At 71.2% G+C, this 20,000-nt stretch carries 16 protein-coding genes and 4 pseudogenes; 12 read left to right on the plus strand and 8 right to left on the minus strand.

Features of this window, described 5'->3' with window-relative positions; translation table 11 throughout:
• Nucleotides 1-1,406 precede the first annotated feature (1,406 nt).
• On the minus strand, nucleotides 1,407-2,066 hold the full coding sequence (locus ABZ906_RS06315; RefSeq protein ID WP_361378133.1) for a hypothetical protein: 660 nt from the start codon (nucleotides 2,064-2,066) through the stop codon (nucleotides 1,407-1,409).
• A 580-nt stretch (nucleotides 2,067-2,646) separates the two neighbouring features.
• On the opposite strand from ABZ906_RS06315, the gene ABZ906_RS06320 reads away from it, so the two are divergent.
• Together ABZ906_RS06320 and ABZ906_RS06325 are read left to right on the plus strand one after the other, a co-directional pair.
• Nucleotides 2,647-2,964: a hypothetical protein gene (locus ABZ906_RS06320; protein WP_361378136.1), complete on the plus strand. Its 318-nt coding sequence runs from the start codon at nucleotides 2,647-2,649 to the stop codon at nucleotides 2,962-2,964.
• 9 nt (nucleotides 2,965-2,973) lie between these two features.
• On the plus strand, nucleotides 2,974-4,065 hold the full coding sequence (locus ABZ906_RS06325) for a helix-turn-helix transcriptional regulator (RefSeq protein WP_361378139.1): 1,092 nt from the start codon (nucleotides 2,974-2,976) through the stop codon (nucleotides 4,063-4,065).
• A gap of 255 nt (nucleotides 4,066-4,320) precedes the next feature.
• On the opposite strand, the pseudogene ABZ906_RS06330 reads toward ABZ906_RS06325, so the two are convergent.
• The 4 genes and pseudogenes from ABZ906_RS06330 to ABZ906_RS06345 form a co-directional block, all read right to left on the minus strand.
• A pseudogene (locus ABZ906_RS06330) lies at nucleotides 4,321-4,500 on the minus strand (helix-turn-helix domain-containing protein); the annotation flags it as partial.
• Nucleotides 4,501-4,574: 74 nt separating this feature from the next.
• Nucleotides 4,575-8,273, minus strand: coding sequence for a hypothetical protein (locus ABZ906_RS06335; RefSeq protein WP_361378142.1), 3,699 nt, complete (start codon nucleotides 8,271-8,273; stop codon nucleotides 4,575-4,577).
• A 114-nt stretch (nucleotides 8,274-8,387) separates the two neighbouring features.
• Nucleotides 8,388-8,786: a hypothetical protein gene (locus ABZ906_RS06340; protein WP_361378145.1), complete on the minus strand. Its 399-nt coding sequence runs from the start codon at nucleotides 8,784-8,786 to the stop codon at nucleotides 8,388-8,390.
• 701 nt (nucleotides 8,787-9,487) lie between these two features.
• Nucleotides 9,488-9,598 (minus strand): annotated as a pseudogene (locus tag ABZ906_RS06345) (MoxR family ATPase); the annotation flags it as partial.
• 608 nt (nucleotides 9,599-10,206) lie between these two features.
• Between ABZ906_RS06345 and ABZ906_RS06350 the strand changes: the two are divergent.
• The 5 genes and pseudogenes from ABZ906_RS06350 to ABZ906_RS06370 all read left to right on the plus strand — a co-directional run.
• The gene (locus ABZ906_RS06350; RefSeq protein WP_361378148.1) at nucleotides 10,207-10,863 is read left to right on the plus strand and encodes a sigma-70 family RNA polymerase sigma factor; all 657 of its coding nucleotides are present in this window, start codon (nucleotides 10,207-10,209) and stop codon (nucleotides 10,861-10,863) included.
• Between the two features lie 134 nt (nucleotides 10,864-10,997).
• The gene (locus ABZ906_RS06355) at nucleotides 10,998-11,390 is read left to right on the plus strand and encodes a WhiB family transcriptional regulator (RefSeq protein ID WP_361381280.1); all 393 of its coding nucleotides are present in this window, start codon (nucleotides 10,998-11,000) and stop codon (nucleotides 11,388-11,390) included.
• Between the two features lie 162 nt (nucleotides 11,391-11,552).
• Entirely contained in the window at nucleotides 11,553-11,813 is a 261-nt protein-coding gene (locus ABZ906_RS06360; protein WP_361378151.1) for a hypothetical protein, read from the plus strand.
• Nucleotides 11,814-12,218: 405 nt separating this feature from the next.
• Complete coding sequence (locus ABZ906_RS06365) at nucleotides 12,219-13,700, plus strand: transposase (RefSeq protein ID WP_361378154.1); 1,482 nt, start codon at nucleotides 12,219-12,221, stop codon at nucleotides 13,698-13,700.
• Between the two features lie 16 nt (nucleotides 13,701-13,716).
• A pseudogene (locus ABZ906_RS06370) lies at nucleotides 13,717-13,878 on the plus strand (transposase); the annotation flags it as partial.
• A gap of 14 nt (nucleotides 13,879-13,892) precedes the next feature.
• Here ABZ906_RS06370 and ABZ906_RS06375 read toward each other — a convergent pair.
• Both ABZ906_RS06375 and ABZ906_RS06380 read right to left on the minus strand, forming a co-directional pair.
• Nucleotides 13,893-14,168, minus strand: a complete 276-nt coding sequence (locus tag ABZ906_RS06375) for a hypothetical protein (RefSeq protein WP_361378157.1) — start codon at nucleotides 14,166-14,168, stop codon at nucleotides 13,893-13,895.
• A 125-nt stretch (nucleotides 14,169-14,293) separates the two neighbouring features.
• A complete protein-coding gene (locus ABZ906_RS06380; RefSeq protein WP_361378160.1) occupies nucleotides 14,294-14,548 on the minus strand; it encodes a hypothetical protein in 255 nt (84 codons plus the stop codon).
• 313 nt (nucleotides 14,549-14,861) lie between these two features.
• Here ABZ906_RS06380 and ABZ906_RS06385 point away from each other — a divergent pair, with 313 nt between their 5' ends.
• The 3 genes from ABZ906_RS06385 to ABZ906_RS06395 all read left to right on the plus strand — a co-directional run bounded on the left by ABZ906_RS06385 (nucleotide 14,862) and on the right by ABZ906_RS06395 (nucleotide 16,967).
• Entirely contained in the window at nucleotides 14,862-15,191 is a 330-nt protein-coding gene (locus tag ABZ906_RS06385; protein WP_361378163.1) for a PadR family transcriptional regulator, read from the plus strand.
• A 2-nt stretch (nucleotides 15,192-15,193) separates the two neighbouring features.
• Nucleotides 15,194-15,583: a DUF1048 domain-containing protein gene (locus ABZ906_RS06390; RefSeq protein WP_361378166.1), complete on the plus strand. Its 390-nt coding sequence runs from the start codon at nucleotides 15,194-15,196 to the stop codon at nucleotides 15,581-15,583.
• Between the two features lie 148 nt (nucleotides 15,584-15,731).
• Nucleotides 15,732-16,967, plus strand: coding sequence for a serine hydrolase domain-containing protein (locus tag ABZ906_RS06395; protein ID WP_361381284.1), 1,236 nt, complete (start codon nucleotides 15,732-15,734; stop codon nucleotides 16,965-16,967).
• 102 nt (nucleotides 16,968-17,069) lie between these two features.
• On the opposite strand, the gene ABZ906_RS06400 is transcribed toward ABZ906_RS06395, so the two are convergent.
• Nucleotides 17,070-17,312, minus strand: coding sequence for a hypothetical protein (locus tag ABZ906_RS06400; protein WP_361378169.1), 243 nt, complete (start codon nucleotides 17,310-17,312; stop codon nucleotides 17,070-17,072).
• A 587-nt stretch (nucleotides 17,313-17,899) separates the two neighbouring features.
• Here ABZ906_RS06400 and ABZ906_RS06405 point away from each other — a divergent pair.
• Together ABZ906_RS06405 and ABZ906_RS06410 are read left to right on the plus strand one after the other, a co-directional pair.
• A pseudogene (locus ABZ906_RS06405) lies at nucleotides 17,900-18,891 on the plus strand (PP2C family protein-serine/threonine phosphatase); the annotation flags it as partial.
• Nucleotides 18,892-19,156: 265 nt separating this feature from the next.
• Nucleotides 19,157-19,705, plus strand: coding sequence for a GNAT family N-acetyltransferase (locus tag ABZ906_RS06410; protein ID WP_361378172.1), 549 nt, complete (start codon nucleotides 19,157-19,159; stop codon nucleotides 19,703-19,705).
• The last annotated feature ends 295 nt before the right edge of the window (nucleotides 19,706-20,000 follow it).

Below are 20,000 nucleotides of genomic sequence, written 5' to 3' on the forward strand. Positions count from 1 at the left end.
ACGAGCAGTCAAAACACTTTCCAGCACTGCGTGTTGGGAATTCTGCCTCCGGCAGCCGAATACTCGAATCCTCCGGATTCTTCGTTTCGCGCGTCTCCGCGCGAATTGCCGCCCTCCGGGCGGTAGTTATGGAATGCGCCCTCCGGGCTTATTCCATAACTGGTTCGACTTCCAGTCGAAAGAATTCGGCCCTCCGGGCAGAATTCCCAACACGCAGTGCTCGAAAGTGATTTGACTGCTCGTCAGGTTTTGATGTCCTCCTCACTGTCAGGAGATTCCCTCCGGGAATCAATGGGAATTTCTAATTCCCTGAACCTGAAAACAGACTACACCTTTTCCGGGAGAGAAAAGCTAACTCCCGGAAAAGCAGGGGGTGTTGGCCCTCCGGGCCAACCCCGCGTTCCCGGATCCCAGGAGCGCCCTCCGGGCGCAGCGGTGACAGGAAGAACGGTCTGCAGGCCCCGTCGAACGGGAGCCACGGCCCCGGGAGGAGTGGGATGCCCGGGCATCCGCTGCAAAAGGGCCCGCCGGGACGACGGACATCTGAAAGCCCGTCACGGTCTCCCGGGCCTCAGTCGGCCGAGCGCGGCGGCCTGGCGACGCGCAACGTCAGCAGCTCGCGTCCCTTCCCCGAGGCTGCCGCGCCGATCGCACACAGCCCTCACCCATTCTCTCTTCTCCTTGGGCAGGAAGCAGCGGCCGCAGAGGGGATGTCAGCAGACGTGCCACGTCTACTTGGTGGGTGGCCTGGGGGACGCAGAGGACGGAGTTCCGCCCGCGCAACGTGTATCGCAACATCTACCGCAACACATGACGCAACATCCGGCGCAACCCATCACGCGACAGGGGTTCCACCTCAGCATAAGAGCCATCCCTCCCAAATTCGAATACCACATTTCTTGGAGCTCCTTTTCCTGGTCGCTTTGAATTCCTTTATCGGTGAACTCAAGACTGTTTTGCCGGGCGCTCTAGCGGTGTGTGTGGTCGGAGAAATTGTGCGACCTGCTACCTCGGGGGCGTGCGGAGGGGCGCGGAGCGTGATCGGGCGCCGGGGTGCGTGTGCGGGGGCGCGTGGAAGCGCGCCGGGCCGGCCGACGGACTGTCATGGGGGTGTCGAGACTTGCAATATTGGATGGCCCGCTCACGGGAACTGTCTCGGGCGCATCGAGCGTCTCGGGGCCCCGCTGGAGTCGTCCGGGCCCAACGGGCCGTGGCTGGAACGGAGTCGCCGTGAAGGGGGCGGGGAGGGCTCCGCACGGCGGCGGGGCGGTACGTCGGCGCCAGGTCGAGGGCGCCGGGCGTGGTCGACGTCCCCGGAGCCGACCAGCGCCTCCCTCAACTCCCGCAGCGAGGACTTCCCCATCCGGCGAGCGTCGGGCCGGTCCGCTCCCGCCTGAGCAACTCCCCTACCAGGATGACGACTTGCTTCCCAGGGCGGTGCGGCGTGCGTAGGCGTCGAGGCCCTGCAGGCCGGGCCGGGCCTCGGCGACCTCGACGGTCAGGGCGCATACCGAGGGGCGGCGGGCCTCGCCGGGCGCGGCGAGTTCCACCAGGCGCAGCTGGGCGAAGGCGCCGGCGTCGAGCAGGGTGCGGGCGGTGTCGGTGGCAGCGCGGGCGCGGCGCTCGGCCGTCGGCAGGGCCTGAGGGTCCAGGCGGGCGGCGCGGGCGAGGGCGGTGTCGACGTCGCCGAGGTGACGGTGGATCCCGATCCGGTACAGCGCGCACTGGCCGGCCGACAGCTGAGACGGCCGGCCGCCGCCCTGGGGGTGGCCGGCCAGGCGCAGGGCCATCTCCTCGGCCTCGTCCGCGAAGTCCGGCGCGGCGGCGCCCAGATGGGCCTGTCTCGTCGGCCGCTGTGACGTCCTCGGGGGCCGCCCACCCCTCGTAGCGGGTGCCCAGCACAGTAGTGGCCGTCCGGGGGACGAGAGTCCGTGCAGAACAGCGTCGACGAACCGGGGGACCTCCCGTTCCTCGCCGTGTTCCCAGCCCTCGTGAACGGGGCTGTGCCAGAACGGGCTCGGATCACAGGCCTCCTCGTCGGCGGCCGTACAGCTGCAGGACGCCATCCCCTCCAGGGCGCACGGAGGGACGGCGGCCCCTCTACCGCCCCGGCAGCAGACCGTCACCGCCGTCTCTCCGGACGCACGTCAAGGCCGGCACCGAGGGCGGTGCCGGCCTTGACGTGACGGCGGGCACGGGCCAACGCGCCTGCCGGATGTCCTGAAACGGATTCGGGCTTGCGACCAGGAGCCGTCAGGAGGACACCGGCGAACTCGCCGCCGGTGTCGTGCTGTTCACCACCGTCTTGCTGATACGGCCCAGGCCGCAAGTCGGCCGGAACAAATGGTGGGCCGCCAGGAGGTCCGCAGGCCCGCAACCCGTCGTCGCCGGGCCGGTTTTGACCGACCGGGCGGGCGGCGGATTTCACTTCGGGACGGGGAACACCGGCGGGGCCGGCAAGCCGCACACCGGACAAAAGCCCTCCTGGGGCGGGGCGGTGGGATACCGGCACGTGGAAGGCTGTGTGTCGCGCAGCCCGACCAACGGCAGGGCCAACTGCCCATAGGTCTGCGTCACTTTGCGACCAGCAGCCCTGGGCCCCGGCATGCCGTCGGCGGCCCCCGTCAGGACGGAGTCCTCCACACGATGAGCCTTCCCCAGCTTCCCCTCCCGACCGACCCCGCCCCGGCCTGTACCTGCACACCCTCAGCCGCGGCACCGGCGCGCGGTGAGCCGGACGGCACAGCCGGCCGGTTCGGGCCCACGCACGCGCTGATCCTGCTGATAGCCTTCCTCGGCCTCGGCACCGGCTTGTTCCTCGCCGGCACCGAGCTTCAGACCGTCTTCGCCCTCCTGGGCGGCTGCGGCGCGATCGGCGCGGCCACCCTCACCGCCGCCGGCGGCGGCCGCCGCCTGATCAGCGTCCTCGCCGAGGCCGCCGTACGCTCCGGCGCGGGCAAGTAGGCGCCGGCCATGACCCGTTCCCCCGCCGACAGCGCTCCGCAGCACCCCTTCGCGCACCTCGCCTCGCACCTGACGGCCCTGCGCCGCACCGCCCGGCTGACCCAGCGCGCCCTGGCCGAGGCCGCCCACATCTCCCGCGGCGCCGTGCAGCGCGCCGAGTCCGGCACCGCCCCGCCCACCACCACCGTCCTCGACGCCTACCTGCGCGCCTGCCGCTCGGGCAAGGACGACCAGGCCAAGGCCCGCCGCCTGCGCGCCCGCGGCCGCGCCGCCCAGCGCGACCGGCTCCACGCGCTCAAGGCACCCGCCCCCGCTCTCGTCCGCGACGAGCGCGACCTCGGCCTCGTCCTGGCCGAGGCCTATGAACGCGCCGGTGCCCCCTCCCTCAGCGACGCCCGCCTCACCCCTGGACGTGATCTCCTGCCGCGCACGACCGCGTGGCGGATCGTCAACCGCAAGGGTCTGCCCGCCAGCCGCGAGCAGCTGATCACGTTCCTCACCGCCTGCGGCATCCGTCCGGCCGCACAGCGCCCCTACCTCGACGCTTACCAGCACGTCATCGCCGAGCGCGGCGACCGTCCCGTCCCTCCACGTGTCCAGCGCAGGCAGCTCACCCAGCGCATCGTGCGCAGCCCCCGCCCGCTTCCCCCCGCCCGCGGCGGAACCGGCGCCTCCTACGACATCGACTTCGACCGGCTCGCCGCCGGCATCAAACCGGCCGTCGATGCCATCGCCGCCCAGTCCCGTTACTACGACGCCGACCGGCTCGCCGCGGGAATCCGCCCGGCGGTCGACGCCCTCGCCCTGATGTTCCGGTCGGCGACCAGAGAGGCGCACCGCAACGGCACCACCCCACCCGACTGGATCACCTCCACCAGCCTCATCACCCACGGCATCGACCCCGCCCGGCTCGACACCGTCGCTGTCTCCCGCCCCGCCGACGACCACGGCATCGACCTCATCGCGCACACCGCCGACGGCACCGACCTCTTCCAGGCCAAGAGCCACCAGCAACGGCCCAGCTCTCCCCCGCCGCTGCCGACGGCCATCGTCCCGCAACCGCCACCGCCCTCAGCCACACCCGCCGTCAGCGCCACCTGACCGACAACGAGCAGCAGACCGGCCCGCAAACCGAGCCCTTGAGGAGAAGAGGGGCCGGCCGTTGGCCGGCGTGGGGCGTGCCCCCTGTCGGGGGCCGCGTGGGGGGCGGGTCCCTTTCGGGACCTGGTCGGTCGGGTGCGGGCCGGGGGGCCGTTGGCCCCGGGGCGGGGTGGGCTGGTGGGTCGTCGTGCGGCGTGGGCGGGGCGTGTCCGGGTGGTGGCGCGGGCAGCGTGCTGTCCGGCTCGGGCTGTTCGGGCCGCTGCGTGAGCGCATGGTGGTGCCGGCCTCGGTGAGGAGGCGGTGGACGAAGCCGTAGGACCTGTTGCAGCCGACGGTGGGGGTGCGGATCGAGGCGCCCTTGTCGTAGGTCTTCTTCAGCTCGGCGGCGATCTTCTGTCGGGCCGGCCCTTTGATGTGGACGCGGATTCCCAGCATGGTGGCTTCCTTCGGCGCGTGAACGGCTGCGGCCAGGCGTCCGTGGTGAAGCGCCGGGCGCAGGGCCGGGTGGCTCACCTGCGGGCGGCGGCGTCGACGTCGCCGGCGTTGACCAGCGCCGTGGTGAGCTCCTGCAGTTCCACGGGGTGTTCGCTGCGGGGCAGGGCCGTTGCGGCGTCCAGCAGGGCGCGGGCGTTGCGTCGTACGGCCGTCTCGCGCCAGGTCCCGGGTGCCTGGGTGACCAGTGCCGTGGCCAGGAGCAGGGCGTCGGCACGGTCAGGGTGCGCGGCGGCGCGTTCGACGACGAGGTCGGCGTCGGTCAGGGCCGGGGTGTGCTCGGCGCTCGCCCGCATCAGCTCCAGCCACGCCGTCTCCTCGATGGCCGCGTCCGCGAAGGCGCCCGTACCGGCGAGCGCGCCCGCCGGCAGGCCGGGGGCGGCGACGGCGGCCCGCCACAGGCCCGCAGCCGCCTCCACCCGCCCCTGCTCGGCCGGCGGGAGCGGGCCGTCGGCGCCGGTGTGCGGGGTGCGGGCGGCGATCGCCTCCAGCAGGCGGGAGATGGCGGCAGCTCCCTCGCCGGTGCCGGCCGCCAACTCGGTCCACCAGGCGGCGGGTTCGCCGAGGAGGGCGGGGTCGTCCAAGAGGGCGTGCGCGAGGTGCTCGGCGGCGCCGGGCCTGTCGGCGCGCAGCGCGGCGAGGAGCTCGGCACGGTCCAGGGCGGCGAGCAGCTGCCTGTCGGGGCCGCCCCAGCGCAGCCAGGAGGCGGCCGACGAGGGCCGGCCGGGCACGAGACCGTACAGGGTGGTGCGGTGCGCGGCGGCGAACGCGGGCGCGTGGCGGTGCAGGGCCGGCAGGTGCACCCCGATCGCGGTGGCCACCGCCTCCTGGCCGGCGTGCGCGGCGAGGGCCCCGGCGACCGCGTCCAGGACCTCCTCGGGCATCTCGCCGGTGGTCCGGGCTTGGTGGACGGCGTACTCGAGCAGGCAGCCCAGCGCCCGGACTTCCGGATCCGAGCCGATCAGTGACGGCGTCGTCCCCTCCCCCGCGGTCTCCGCGGCAGCGGCGGCCGGGGCGGGGCGGGTGAGCGGGTCGGCCAGGGTCTGCAGGTACGCCACAGCATCCTTGGCCTGCTCCCCGTCGAGGGCGTCGGCGCGCCAGGCGGCGGTCAGCAGGCCGAACAGCGCCTGGTCGGCGAAGACCACCCCGGCGGGCCGGCGCCGTACGCCGTCGAAGCCGACGGTGGGGGCCGGCTCGCCGAGGCTGCGGCGTACCTCGAGCGCCGCGGCAACGGCCGCCGGCAGCGCACCGTCCGGGAAGGCGCCGGGCCGGTTGGCGTGGGCGCCGGCCGCGGCGAGGTAGAACGCGGCGAGCTCCGGCCGACCCAGGGCGGTCAGGACGGCGAGCACATCGGTCGTCCAGGCGGCCGGGTCGGCGGCGGCGAGGCGGTGCAGCACCATCGCATAGCCGTCGTCGCCGGCGTCCGGAGCGGCGGCGATCCGGGCCGCAGTGGCCACCGGCCCTTGCCCGGCCGCAAGTGCCACCAGGTCCTCGACCCGCAGGGTGGTCTTGCTCGGTTCCAGCACGGCCCGGGTGCGCGGGTCGGACGGGCCGGCGGGCTCCAGGCGGCGCAGCGCCTGAAGCAGTGGCTCCCAGCCCTGAAGGACCGGGGAGGTCAGGACGGGCGACCAGTCCCACACCCGCAGCCAGGAGGTGAGCGGCTCGGCGCGGCCGTCGGCCCGGGCGGCGCCGGCGGGCAGGACCTCCTCGACGAGGACGCCGGCCGGCGGGGTGCCCAGGGCCGTGCGGACGTCCGCCTCCAGCTGCGCGGCATGCTCGGGCGGGCAGGCGGCGAGGACGAGTTCAACGAGACGGGCCGGCTCCGGGGCGGGGGCGGCGGCCAGGGCCTGCAGGACGAGCGCGAGGGCCTCCTGCCACCACTCGGGCCCGTCCAGGGCACCGGCCGCCGGAGGGCGGTGGGCGAGGTGCGCGGCCATCAGGCGGGTGTGGAGGCGGGCATCGAGGCCGGCCACCCGTTGGAACTGCCGAGTGCGCTGCGCGAGGTTCACGCCGGCGTCCGCGTCCGCCGCGGCCACGTCCAGCACGGCGCGCGCCAGCCGCGGCCCGCCGAACGCCGCGCTGTCACCGACGCGCACCTGGTCCAGGTCGGCGTGGAAGACGACCGGCCGGGCCTGCTCGGGAGTCAACTCGACGTCGTGGGCGAGCAGTTTGGCCAGGACCGCCCGCACCGCGCCGACGTTGCGGTGTGCCGGGCCGCGGCGGCCGGCCGGGTAGGCGGTGCACGCCAGCTCCCGCACCAGCCTGGCGACGTCGTGGTCGGGCAGGCGGGAGGCCACCTGCAGGGCGACCAGCCCGCGCATCTCCTCCTCACTCGCCACCCAGTCCGTGCCCGCCGCCCCGTCCGCGGCGGCCGCGCCGTCCTCGTCGACGTCGAGGAGGACGGCGGCCTTCATCTGGGCCCGCACGCGCTCGGCAACCGCGTCGAGGGCCAGGTGACCGGTGTGCTCGTCCTGGACCGCGCCGGCCAGCAGGCCCTCCACCGCACCGATCCACTGTCCCGTCCGCTCGGCGCGCGGGACCGCGCGGGCCCACCGCGCCGCCAGGCGCAGCGTCACCCCCGCCTCCGGGCCGTCCCCGTCCCGGACACCGGGGCCGGCCAGCGCGGCCTTGAGCTGGGCGGCGGCGACGGCGTCCCAGTGGCGTACGGCCAGGCCCAGCAGCGCGTCCAGGGCGGACCGGCCGGTGGCGGCGATCTGCTGGGCCCGCGAGGCGCCGGGGGCGGTCTGGTCGACCGGTGCGTTCAGCCAGGCGCGGGCGGCGGCCGGGTCGGCGGTGGCGACGTGGTCGAGGAACGGGGCGGCCGGCCACCCTCCGCCGGCGGCCCCGTCCGGCATTAGCAGGTGCGGCGCGTGCTCCTGCAGAACGCCCAGCCACGCCGTGGCAGGGCCGGAGCGGAAGAAGTGCGCCTCGGCGCGCGGGTCCGCCCAGCCGGCGAGTTCCTTCGCCTCGGCGGTGCCGGGGTGTTGGAGGGCGACCAGCTCCAGGACGCGGGCCGCCCGGTCCGCCAGCGGCACCAGCAACTCGCGGGCGGCGCCGAGGATGTCCGCGTACAGGACGGCGGCCTCGCCGGGGTGCGCCGCGCGGCCGTGCAGGATGCCCGAGGCCACGGCGTAGACGGTTCCCCACACATCCAGCGCGGTTTCCTGCGCCGCGCCGAGCTCCACCCCCATCAGCCGCTCGACGATCCCCTGGGCCCGCGCCTGGTGGTAGCGGCCCGGGCGGTTGAGTTCGGCGCGCAGCACGTCCGCGGCCGCCGTCACCCGCGCCCACGCCGCACCCACCCCGGCGGTGTCGCCGACCGGACCGGCTTCGGCGGTCGACCGGTCGGACGGGGATGCCTCACCAGCCGAGGGTGCGGGGCCGGTCGGCATGGTCGGCCCGTGCGGCTCCGAGGCGTCGGCGGTGGGGGGCGCGGCGGCGTCGACCGCGGCCAGCAGGCCCTGGGCCGCGGGCTTCAGCCCCACTGTGACCGGGGCGCCCGGCAGGCCCAGCAGCGCGTCCGCCGCCGAGCGCACACACGCCGCGGCGACCTCCGCCGGCCGGACGAACTCCGTCCCCGTCAGCACCCGGTGGGCGTCCCGCAGCAGCCCCAACGCCCGTACACCCGTCTCGCCCTGAGCCGTGAGCGCGGCAGCGAGGACCTCGTCCACCTCTGGCACGCTCGTGTCGGCCGGCACCTGCACCTCGTCGCTCACCGGTGCACCGTAGCCCCGCTGGCCACCACCCCGGACCGGTATCGCGGATCCACGACCGGCCCCGGCCTGCCGACACTCCCCCAGCGCCGGCCGCGGACACCGCCCTGCCTGCCGTCAGCCGAGCCGCCGTCCCACGATCGCGGCGACCACCGTCACCACCAGCAGCACGATGAAGAGCACCACCACGATCACCAACGCCGCATCCAGCGCCTCCCGCCAGGTCGGCCGCTTCCGTTCGAGGTAGAACCCGCCACCGCTCAGGAGCAGCACGACCGCCGCCACCAGCACCACCGCCCCGAGCTGGGTCCACGTCACCGCCGCCGGTGCCTTGTGCAGCGCGGTCACGACCGCCAGCACCACGATCGCCAGGAGCACCACCACCGCGATCTTCAGGGCCGTCCCGATCGGCGCGCGCCAGTCCGGGCGACGGCGCCCGACGAACAGCCCGGCGGCCGCCGCGAGCACGGCCACCACCAGCAGGAACAGCCCCAACTGCGGCCAGGTCAGCATCATTTGATCCAGGTCCTCTCGAAACAGGGTGAAGCCGTGGCCCCCGGCGCGTGCGCGTACGCCCGGGCATCGCGCCGCCGCGCAGCACAAAACCCCGCCTCTGCGGACAGAAACGGGCTCACGAGATCGCTGTACAGGGCGCCCGGACGGATCCGGGCGGCCCACAAGGTGCGATGCCGCAACGTGCGGCGGGAAGCGGGCCATCAGCGGCAGACAGGGCTGTCGAAGTCCCATAGGGACGCCACGGTCCGGTCTGTTCAGTGGCAGGCACCGGCGCAGGGAAGCGGCCGGGAACATCCCGCGACCGGCCCCGGGCCCTCACACCACCAGTAGCGGCCGCCGAAGCAGAAGAACGGCGTTCACCGTCCCGTCGACTCCCGCGTCGACGGACACGACACAGTCTGTGGCCACACCAGCCAGACGTCGGCTGGCCGACGGCCTTCTACTACCACCACTCCACGGATTCGTTGAGCAGCTCCCAGGGCGGGACGAACTCCACCACCGAAACCCAGCCGGATCGGCCACCCGCGCACTCCGGCGGGTGCCGAGCAGCAGGCCGGCCCCGTCCCTGTTCGGGGACCCGCGCTTCCCCGGCCCCGAAAGTGCGGCACCGTACGGCGGACGAACCCCGTACGGGGTCGCCGAGTACGGATCACGAGTCCTTCCCGCCGACCTGCCCGTGCACGAGCTCTTCCCTGGCCTGCGTTCTCCAGGACACGCAGCAGGACGTTCGACAGATCGATGCCGCTCTTATCCAGTTCGTCGACGAGAAGCACCCGGGGACGGTCATAGGGCAGCAGGCCAGTGCCGAGAGGTGCAGCAGGTCCTTGTCCCGTGGCAGGGAGTCGGCGGCGGGGCGCCGCACAGCGGAGGAATTCCCGGGTCCGACAGCCGAGTTGCGCGGAGCACGCACCCCAGGACCCAGCGAGCGTCACAACAGCACCCACCTGCCGCATGGGCGCGTGCGTGAAAGTTTGTGAACTTGTGAATGCCGCCAGTGCGGAAGAACAACACTCACGAGGACTCGGCGAGCCGAGGACGGGACAGGAAGCAGCATCATCGGGCCCGGGCTGGCCGTTGGCCGGGGTGGGGCGTGCCCCCTGTCGGGGACCGCGCGGGGGGGGTGAGGGCCGGGTCCCTTTCGGGACCCTGGTCGGACGGGTGCCGGGCCCGGGACCGTTGGACCGGGAGCCGGGCCGCCTGGTCACACTGGAGTCGGGCAGAAGCCGCGCGAATTCGACGCCTTCGAAGCCCCGTTGCAGAGCGCTGCGGAAGATGCCGAAAGAATCTTGCCGGACCACTGGACGCTTTGGGGCCCGCCGGCGGCATCCCTTGTGTAGAGCAGTGCGCTGGCGAAGGATCTCGGGAGGGGCCGGATGCGCAACCAACGGGCAGGGGCACAGAGCGGGAGGTGGAGTACGGCATGACGATCACCTCCGAGCCTGTCTGCTCCCAGCCGGTCTGCCGTCGCACGGATCCCGAACCCGACTGCCGCACCTGTCCCTGGGCGCTGTCGGTGATACCCGCGATAGACACCGGCGTTGGGCTGGGCATCCTTCCGCAGGGGCTGGCGGACTTCCACGACGTCCACCGCGTGGTGTTCCTGAAGTACGCACGCAGCCGCGGCATCACCCGTGACGAGGCCGAAGACGTGGTCAGCCGGACCTTCCTGCAGCTGCACCGGGCCGGGGAGTTGTTCCTGTCGGCGGACAACCGGCCGGCGTTCGGCTTCAAGGTCCTGCGGGATGTGCTGGCGGACCACTTCCGTGCCGCGGACCGCAGGCCCAGGGCTCTGCCGCTGACTGCCATGGACGAGCTGCCGGCCACGGACGGGGGCATCAGCGAACTGATCTGCCGCCTCGATGTGGAGAAGGCACTGGAACTGCTGCCGCCACAGCAGGCCGACTGCCTCCGCCTCCACCTCTTCCTGGACCTGTCGCCGACGCAGATCGGCTTCTACCTGGGCATCAAGCGTTCAACGGTGTCCTCTCACCTCTCCGCCGGACGGCAGCGGCTGGCGGAACACCTGGCGAACTACCGCCCGTCTCGGTCCGGCCGCGGAAAGGAGCAGCACGCATGAACATCGACGAGCTGGCACAGGCAGTGCGTGCCGCCCTGGACGAGGAGTACGCCGACTACGACCCGGCCATCGGCCGTGCCCGCCTGGAGTACGACGCCCTTGGTGAAGCGGTCACCACCGACGCCAGCTGCACCATCCAGGCCCCGGCCTCGACCGACGCCGCGAGCCCGCCCAGGCGCTCCTCCGGATGGGTCACCGACTGGAGCAGCCAGGCGGCGTGCCGCACCACCGACCCGGACGAGCTGTTCGTCCAGGGCGCCGCGCAGAACAGGGCGAAGGCCGTATGCACGGGATGCCCGGTGCGGACCGAATGCCTGGCAGACGCCCTGGACAACCGGGTCGAGTTCGGCGTCTGGGGAGGCATGACCGAACGCGAGCGCCGCGCACTGCTGCGCCGCCGCCCGAGCGTGACTTCCTGGCGCCGGCTGCTGGAAACCGCACGCCGGGAGTACGAGCGCGGCGCGGGAATCCTGCCGCTTGAGCTTGAGGACGACGAGCTGTACGTCATCGTCGAGCAGGCCATGTAGAAGGCGGGCGCCGCGCCTCCCGCGCCCGTAACCACCTCCACCAGCCCGGCGTTCAAGGCGATCGGGCTGCTCCGTTGTGCCGCCATCGCCCGCTCACAAGGCCGCCGGGCAAGGCCCGGCGCCCACGCCCACGCGTTACCGACCCCGTGAGGAACGACTTCCATGACCGAACTCGCCATCACCCCCGGCCTGCTGCTCACCCTCATGGTGTCGGCGGTCGCCGCCATCGCCGTCTACCTCGACACCAAGCGGCGCAGCAGCGAAATCCCCCCACGCGGGGACCTGTACATGGCGATCACGGCGGCCGCGGCCGTTGCCGCCGTCCTGGTCGGCCTCGGACTCGCATCCGCGCCGCCGGACTCTGCCCAGACACCCGCCGTCGCCCCGGCCCCCGCCTGCTCGTCCCCGCCCGGCAGTTGCTGAACAAAACCGCGTGTACCGCGACCGGCCCCCGGCTGGCGATCGCAGGAGGGCAGCAGAGTGGTGGCCGGCGTGAGAATGACATGGTCCTTCGTCACTAAGCTTGATCTTTAACCTGTGCGGCCGTAGTGCTGGTCGAGTGTCTCGGCGCGCTTGACGGTCTTTCCCGGTGTGTAGCGGGACGCTCTCGTGCGGTTTGTCGATCCGCTGGGGCGTCCCGGGCCGGGGCGGGAGGGTTTTGGTGCAGCCGCGGGGCGGGCCGGAGGCTGTCGCACGGATCCTGCCCGGTGGAGGTCAAGAGCGATTCGTTGTTCGGTTCCAAGGAACAGGGAAGCGTCGGAATCTTGGCTGGTGGGGCGGAATTTCTTGTCGTGCGACCGTGAACGTGATCTTGAGATGCCGCGGGATGTGCGGGAGTGGCTGCCGCCCGAGCACCTGTGCTGGAAGGTGCTCGACGTCGTCGAGCTACTTGACCTATCGGCGTTCGAGAACAGCCACCGTGACGACGGGCGGGGCGGGGTGGCCTACCCTCCCGCGAGCCTGATCGCGTTGCTCATGTACTGCTACAGCAAGGGAGTGCGTTCCTCCCGTCGCATCGAGCAGGCCTGCTTGGACGACGTGGGCTGCCGAATCATCACCGCGAACCGGCGAGTAGACCACTCCACCGTCGCGCGGTTCGTACGACGCCACCGAGTCGCCATGAACTCGCTGTTCGTGCAGGTGTTGTCGCTGTGCGGCCGACGTGGCCTGGTCGACCTGTCAGCGGTGGCCGTGGACGGCTCACCGATGGAGGCGAACGCCTCACGCGACGCCAACCAGCGGCTCCATCGCCTGGAGGAGACCAAATCCCAGTGCGAGAAAGACATCGACGCGCTGATGGAGGATGCAGTCGACCACGCGCTGAGCGTCGAGGCCGATGACCCGGCAGCCCAGGGCGATGGCGAGGACACGTGCGACAACTGGCCTCGCCTGTCCCGGCTGTGCGACCGGCTCACCCGGGCCCACCTGGCCAGGGACAGACTGCATGAACGGGCTATGCCCTCACCCACCGAGATCCAGATCAAGGTCGAAGCCGCCGAGCGGATGGTGGCCCGCGCGGAGAAGCGCCTGGCCGCCGAGAGCGACGCTCACCAGGAGAAGCTGAAGAAGTACGAGCTCCGCGCCCGAGAGGACCGGGCGGCAGGACGTCGTGGAGCCAACGGACGGCCCCCGGTCCCGATAGAGCACAAGACCGTCATCGTTCGCCAGCGAACGCGACTGGTGAAGATGCGGGCTTGGCTGGAGCGGGCCCGCACACACCGACCGGCCCCCTCCCCGGACTCCCGTGCCTGCCTGAGCGATCCCGACTCACGCCTGATCCCCGGCAAACGCGGCGGCTACCTGCAGGGATACAACATCCAGATCGTGTGCTCCCGCCGTCAATTCCTGCTGGCCATCGAAGCGCACGACAATCCCTCGGACCGGACGGCCCTCCTTCCGATGGTGAAGAAGACCCAGCACAATCACCACGCCGCACGACTCCCCGGCGACATCCGACTATGGCTCGCCGACAGCGGATACGCCTCCGCCGCGTCCTTCGAGGCCCTCTCCGGCCTCCCGCTACTGGTCTCGGTCACCAGCGATGCAGACCAGGCAGGCTTTCCCGCGAAACGCCGGCAGGCCCCTGCCGGCCAGCAGGACATGGCCGCCCGCCTCGCCACCCCCACAGGCCGGGCCCAGTACCGTCAACGCAGTGCCCTGGTCGAGCCGGGATTCGCCCAGCTCTTCCAACGCTTCGGACGACACCTCAACTACCGAGGCCGCCAGGCGGTGGACGCCGAGATCAAGCTCCTCGGCACGGTGCACAACCTCAACAAGCTCATCAATCACACGCCCAAGCAGCCCTCTTGACCTCCACCGGGCAGGATCCGTGCGACAGCCTCTGCACAGTCCGGCCCGCGCACCGAAACCCTCAACTCCCGGCCCGGGCAGGCCACTAGGTTCGAAGAACCAGCACCCCGCCACCCGCTACGACGTGGGCAAAACCACCAGGCGCCCCGAAAGCATCACCGAACGCGATCAGCTCAGAGGCGGAACACGACGTCAGAATGGAACGGCCAGCCCAGCCTCGCGCAATCGAAGCAGTGCCATGCCCATGCACTCGGCGACCGAGGCCCCGTCGGCCCTCATCGCACCGTCCAGCGGCCCACCAGAGGCGGCGAATGTCCACGCCGGCTGACCGTCACGCATGCGCTCCGCGTCGACCCGAATCATGGCACCGACCCCCTGCTCGCCAAGCCACTCCAGGATGGCCAGCGTCACGTCTTCGACGCCGCTGTCCAGGTCCACCTTGAGCCGCCGCCCCATCCCCTTGACCATGGCCGCAACCTTACTCAGCATCTGATCGGGTCACGTCACACCCACTCAAGGCGACTCAGACCATAAAGAACATGGTCAGAGCCTGTGCCTGATATCGAGATCTGGATCTTCGGGCGGGTCTACGGTTAAGGGGTGTCCAGGGCTGGCGGGCGGCGCTGCGCGGTGTGCGGGCTTCGGTTGAGGCCGGAGGCCCGACCGCAGGCCGTGTACTGCTCGACGGCGTGTCGGGTCAGGTAGCGGCACATGGAACGGAGGCTGCGGGCTCGTGCGGCCGTCTCGAACACCCGAGGGTCGTCCATCCCGGCCTCGGCGAGGACGAAGTCTTGGCGGGCGGTCGACTGCTGGTCGGTCGACACTCGCTTGTAGACGAGATCGGCCACGCTGTTCCCCCGCTTCTGTCGGCACATCGGACCCCGGGTTTCATCTAACCCTGTCGTCAGCCGCCATCGGATCTCATTGGTCCGACGTGCCGTCAGGCCCCGGAATCACGCGGTCGATTGGACACGGGCGTCCCCTGTCGTCTTACGTTCGTTTGCCGTGAGGGGGGCGGCCAGGCCAGGCGCGTCGAGCAAGGGTGCGGACGAAGGCGGCGCGCCCGGCCCGACCGCTATTCCTTCTTGCTAAGTACCGGTAGTCAGCGATACTGTGTACCAGTACTCAGCGACGCTGAATACCACGGCAAGGAGGTGTCCCATGGCCAAGCTGCTGACGGAGATGCTCAAGGGCACCCTGGATGGCCTCATCCTCGCGTCCCTGTCCGACCAGCCCGCCTACGGCTACGAGATCACCGCGTGGCTGCGGGAGCAGGGTTTCCCCGACATCGCCGAAGGCACCATCTACGCGCTGCTTCTGAGGATGGAAAAGCGCGGCCTGGTCGACGTGGAGAAGGTGCCCTCCGAGAAGGGGCCGCCGCGCAAGGTGCACTCCCTGAACGCTCAGGGGCGTGAGTACCTCGAAGAGTTCTGGAGGACGTGGAGCTTCCTCTCCGAACGACTGGAACAGCTCCGCGAAGGGGGCCGGTAGCTATGCCCGGTGACGAGAAGAACGGATTCCTCATGAAGGTGATCGGGCCCAAGAAGCGCTGGCGGGCATACAAGGCACGTGTCAAGGAGCTGCCCGAGCGCCACCGCACCGCCATCGAGGCGATCGAGCGGTACCTGATGCACTTCGTGCCGACCGACGGCGACAGTACCGCCGCGATGTTCGAGGACCTGGCCGACCTGTTCGAGCAGGCCGTGGCAGACGGCACCCCGATCCGCGACGTCGTCGGGGAAGACCCGGTGGAGTTCGCCGACGAGTTCGCCCAGAACTACTCGGAGGGTGGCTACGTCCCGGCCCGCGCCCGCCAGCAGCTGACCGAGGACATCGAGTGCGCAGCCGGCACCAAGACCGGGACCGAAGACACCACGGCCTGATCACACCGCAGCGCCTTCTCGGACGCCGATCGCGGCACCCTCATTGCCTGTCTGCGCCACGCGGCCGCCCGGTCCTACCCTGCGGCCGCCTCCCGCCGCCAATCCGCGGCACCGCCCGGACCAACCACAGCGTGCAAGGAGATTCATGATGGGAAACGCCAACAACGGCTTCTCCGCAGCAGGGCTGCGCCGCCTGCGCGAGGTACTGCAAGCGCACGTCGAGTCCAAGAAGATCCCCGGACTCGTCGCCCTGATCGGCCGGGGCGAGGAAACCCATGTCGAAGCGATCGGCACCATGTGCCACGCCGGCGGCGCGCCGATACGCCGGGACACCATCTTCCGCATGGCCTCAACGACCAAGCCGGTCGCGGTCGCCGCGACGATGGTCCTGCTGGACGAGTGCCGGCTGCGGCTCGACGACCCGATAGACGCGTGGCTGCCGGAACTGGCCGGACGGCAGGTACTCGAGCAGCCCGACAGCCCGCTGGACGACACCGTTCCGGCGCGGCGACCGATCACCGTACGGGACCTGCTCACCTCCACCTGCGGGCTCGGGCTCGACACGACGGCCATGGGATCCCCGATGATGAGCGCCTACTTCGAGCGGAAGGTCTACGGCGAGAACGGATGGATGCTCCCGGCTGTGGAACCGGACGAGTGGATGCGCCGCCTGGGCACCCTGCCGCTGATGTACCAGCCCGGCGAGCGGTGGCTGTACAACGTCAGCGACGACGTGCTCGGGGTGCTGGTGGCCAGGGTCACCGGCCGGCCCTTCGAGACGTTCCTGCGCGAGCGGATCTTCGAGCCGCTGGGGATGAAGGACACCGGCTTCCACGTGCCCGCCGACAAGCTGCACCGGCTGCCTCCTCTGTATGCCCCCGATCCGCAGACCGGCGAGTTCACCGTGGAGGACCCGGCCGAAGGCGGGCACCACAGCACGCCTCCGGCGTTCGCGTCCAGCGGTGGCGGACTCGACTCGACCGCTGACGACTACCACGCCTACTTCAGGATGCTGCTCAACCACGGGATGCACGGCAGCGAGCGCATCCTGTCCCGGCCCGCCGTCGAGCTGATGACCACCAACCGGCTCACCCCCGAACAGCTGACAGCCCGGGAGACCTGGGCCCGCAGTGTGGTCCATCTGGCACATGGCCAGGGGCAGCACGGCGGCTGGGGCTTCGGCATGGCGGTGCGCACCTACCGCGGCGACTACGCGCCGGTCGGCCAGTTCGGCTGGGACGGCGGAGCAGGCACCACCGTCTACGCCGACCCGGAAAACAAGCTTGTCGGCGTCCTCCTCACCCAGACCGGCATGTCCACCCCGGACTCCGCTCGGGCCATGCATGACTTCTGGACCACCCTCTACCAGGCGATCGACGACTGAAGCGCCCGCCTGGCCGAGGGCGGCCCGCAACCAACCGTCCGCTGCCGTGCGGTCGATGGCTGGGGCCGCACACAGGCTCACCCTTGAACGGCGCCGTCGTGGTCATCGTGCCTCCGGGATCGGTCGGTCGGCGGTGTCCGCCGAAGTGCGGGGGCGTGGCACGCCTGCGGGCAGCCCGAGGGCGAAGCGCTCGTCCCTGTCGAGGCGGAAGGCTGCGTACGAGTTGACGTTCGACCAGAACAGCGCGGCCGGGTATACCGAGCGCTGCGCAAAGCGTTCGAGGACGGCAAGCACGAGCCCGGGGCCGCCGATTTCTACTACGGCGAAATGAAGATGCGCCTCCACGCCGACGACATCCCCGAAGCAAGCGAAGCCTCCGAACTGCCTACTGGGCGCTGTCCGGCTACAGCCTGCGCGCTTCACGGGTCAGAGCGTCGAGGCATCGAGGCGGCGCTGGAGCTGCAGGCCGGGGCGCCAAACAGGTCCCACCCGGCCAAGAACACCGCGGCGGCAACCACGACGGCAAAGGCGAACGTCGAGGCCAGGACGAGGCCGACCGGCCACAGCCGCAGAATGGGCGTCGAGGCGCCGACGGTACGCGTCCACCTGAGCAGAGCCCGCAAGACGTTGGGACCCCTGTGGGCGGAGTTCAATTCCCTGGGGATCTTCGACGACCAGCGGGAAGGCGGGACGCGATGAGTGACAGTTCGGACCACACCACGATCCGGCACCCCCTGACCGGCTGGCTACGGCGCCGCACGGACGATCGCGCGGGCGTAAGCGATGACGACGATGCGCGCCTGCGCGACACGGTGAGCCGCACCGAGGATGCCGTCCATCACGCACTGGAACCGGTGGTGGATGTCGAGCAGTCCCTGGCGGCCCTCAAGCAGCGTCTAGAACAGAGCCCTGCTCCGGCAGCCGCCCTGAGCCGTCTGGCCTACGTCAACGACGCCTACACGGCGGCCTTCGGCGTGCGGCCTCTGGGCGTGCCGGCCTGGGAGGGCTTCCTGAGCTGGAAGAGCTGGGACTGCTGCCGCTCCTGGACCAGGTCCTGCGCAGCGGCCAGCCGCGGAAGGTCAAGTCCCGCAAGGCGGCCAGCGGCCGGTCCTACACCATCACCTGCACCCCGGTGAGCGAAGACGGCGAGGGGGTGATGGTTTTCGCGGTCGATGTCACCGACCACGCCGAAGCGGCCGAGCGCCTGCGCGCCAGCGAGCGCCGCCAGCGCGAGACGGCTGTGACCCTGCAGCGCTCGCTGCTCCCGCAGGAGTTGCAGCAGCCCGAGGGTCTGCGCATCGCCGCCACCTACCAGCCGGGCGGCACGGAAGCCGCGGTCGGCGGCGACTGGTACGACGTCATCCCCCTCGGCGGCGGCCGCACCGCCCTGGTCATCGGCGACGTCACGGGCCGCGGCGTCCGCGCGGCAGCGGTCATGGGCCAGCTGCGTGCGGCCGTGCGCGCCTACGCCCGCCTGGACCTGCCCCCGCATCAGGTCCTTAAGCACCTGGACGCCCTGATCACGGAGTTCGACGCCGACCACATCGCCACCTGCGTGTACGCCGTCCACGAGCCCGACCAGGGCCGCCTGGTCTATGCCTCGGCCGGCCATCCGCCCCTCCTGGTCGGCGACCAGGACGGCACAGTCCTGCGCGCCGACGACCCCACCGGCCCGCCCCTGGGCACCGGCGGCTGAACACACACTCCCGGCACGCTCCCCCTCGCCCCCGGCTCCACCGCCGTCCTCTACACCAACGGCCTGATCAACCACCGCGACCAGGACCCCGACCAGGCCATCACCTCCCTGGCACGGACACTGCAAAACAGCGCGAGCAGCGGCCCCCAGGTGACCTGCGACCGGCTGCTGCGCACGGCAGACATCACCGCCGATCACCACGACGACACGGCCATCCTGGTCCTCCAGCGCACGACCACAGACAGCTCCCCATCGGCCCTGCCTCACTGAGCCCTCCCCCACCCACACCCGGCCCGCCCGAACCAGCACGACGGGCCCCATCACTGTTCAGAAGCCGTGTCACAGCTTCGCTGTGAGTGATTCGTGCTGGTCAGAACAGCTCGATTCCTATTGTGAGGCAGACATGGCATCTGTTCTGCTTGGTGATGAGTGTTCAGCGCGCCCGGGCTGAGCCGTCGGATCGCTCTCATGGGCGTTCGATAGGTTGCCCGTCATGACTGACCTCGGAGCCGTCGCCTGGCCGCCTGCCCCGATACGCACCGAACGGCTCGTGCTCCGCGAGTCCGAGGCCCGGGACCGTGCGGCATTCATCGAGCTGTTTGCCTCGCCAGAGGTGCGTACCTACCTCGGCGGCCCCCGATCGCGCGACGAGCTCGAACGCGCGGTTCCGGAGATACCCGGGCGACGCCCCGGCGTCTTCGTGATCGATATCGCAGGAGTGATGATGGGCTCGATCCACCTCGACCGGCGCGACGCAGGGCGTCCGGGGCACATCCGTCCGGAGGCCGGAGAGGCCGAGCTCGGCTACATGCTCCTGCCGGAAGCGTGGGGGCGCGGGTACGCTGGCGAGGCATGCACAGCAGCGCTCGACTGGTTCGCCAGCGCACTGCCGGGAGAGCCGGTGGTGCTCTGCACCCAGACTGCCAACGACCGCTCGATGCGCCTCGCAGCCAAGCTGGGGTTCACCGAGGTGGAGCGGTTCGAGGAGTACGGCGCCGAGCAGTGGTTCGGCGTGCGGTCCCCGCTCAAACCGTCCGGTTGAGCGTAAAGCGTGTTGCACCACTGCGATCGCCGGCCTCCGCCTCTCCCAGACACCAGCAATGAGCGGAAAACGCCCCGCCGAACACATGATCCACCTCCCGGGAGGCAGGCTCAGCCCGCCCCTGCCTCCCCGGCGACCGGACCTTCACTCGCAGTGGACGCGACACGGTTGAAGATCGGGCGGCTGCCAGGCGGCCCGGGAAGCGCGCCACCGCCCGATCGCCCCGGAGCAACTCCGCGCTCCTCACGGGGACACCCGTGAACCAAAGCCCGGGGAATTACACGTAGTTCCACAG

The organism is Streptomyces sp. NPDC046925 (assembly GCF_040644915.1).
Taxonomy (GTDB): domain Bacteria; phylum Actinomycetota; class Actinomycetes; order Streptomycetales; family Streptomycetaceae; genus Streptomyces.